The sequence below is a fragment of the Microbacterium sp. PF5 genome (assembly GCF_004794315.1).
Classification (GTDB): Bacteria; Actinomycetota; Actinomycetes; order Actinomycetales; family Microbacteriaceae; genus Microbacterium; species Microbacterium sufflavum.
Genome location: NZ_SSDQ01000002.1, coordinates 1 through 348, shown reverse-complemented (window position 1 = coordinate 348; position 348 = coordinate 1). Strand labels below are relative to the sequence as shown.

The window sequence follows — 348 nt, the reverse complement described above, 5'->3', positions numbered from 1 at the left end:
TTGTCGGGTAAGTTCCGACCCGCACGAAAGGTGTAACGATTTGGGCACTGTCTCAACCAGAGACTCGGTGAAATTATAGTACCTGTGAAGATGCAGGTTACCCGCGACAGGACGGAAAGACCCCGTGGAGCTTTACTGTAGCCTGATATTGAATTTTGGTACAGTTTGTACAGGATAGGCGGGAGCCATTGAAACCGGAGCGCTAGCTTCGGTGGAGGCGCTGGTGGGATACCGCCCTGACTGTATTGAAATTCTAACCTACGGGTCTTATCGACCCGGGAGACAGTGTCAGGTGGGCAGTTTGACTGGGGCGGTCGCCTCCTAAAGTGTAACGGAGGCGCCCAAAGG

The 348-nt window shown here is 53.7% G+C and carries 1 rRNA gene; it reads left to right on the top strand.

Going from position 1 to position 348, the window contains the following annotated elements:
- Positions 1–348: ribosomal RNA gene (locus DW297_RS00005) — 23S ribosomal RNA — on the top strand; the annotation flags it as partial.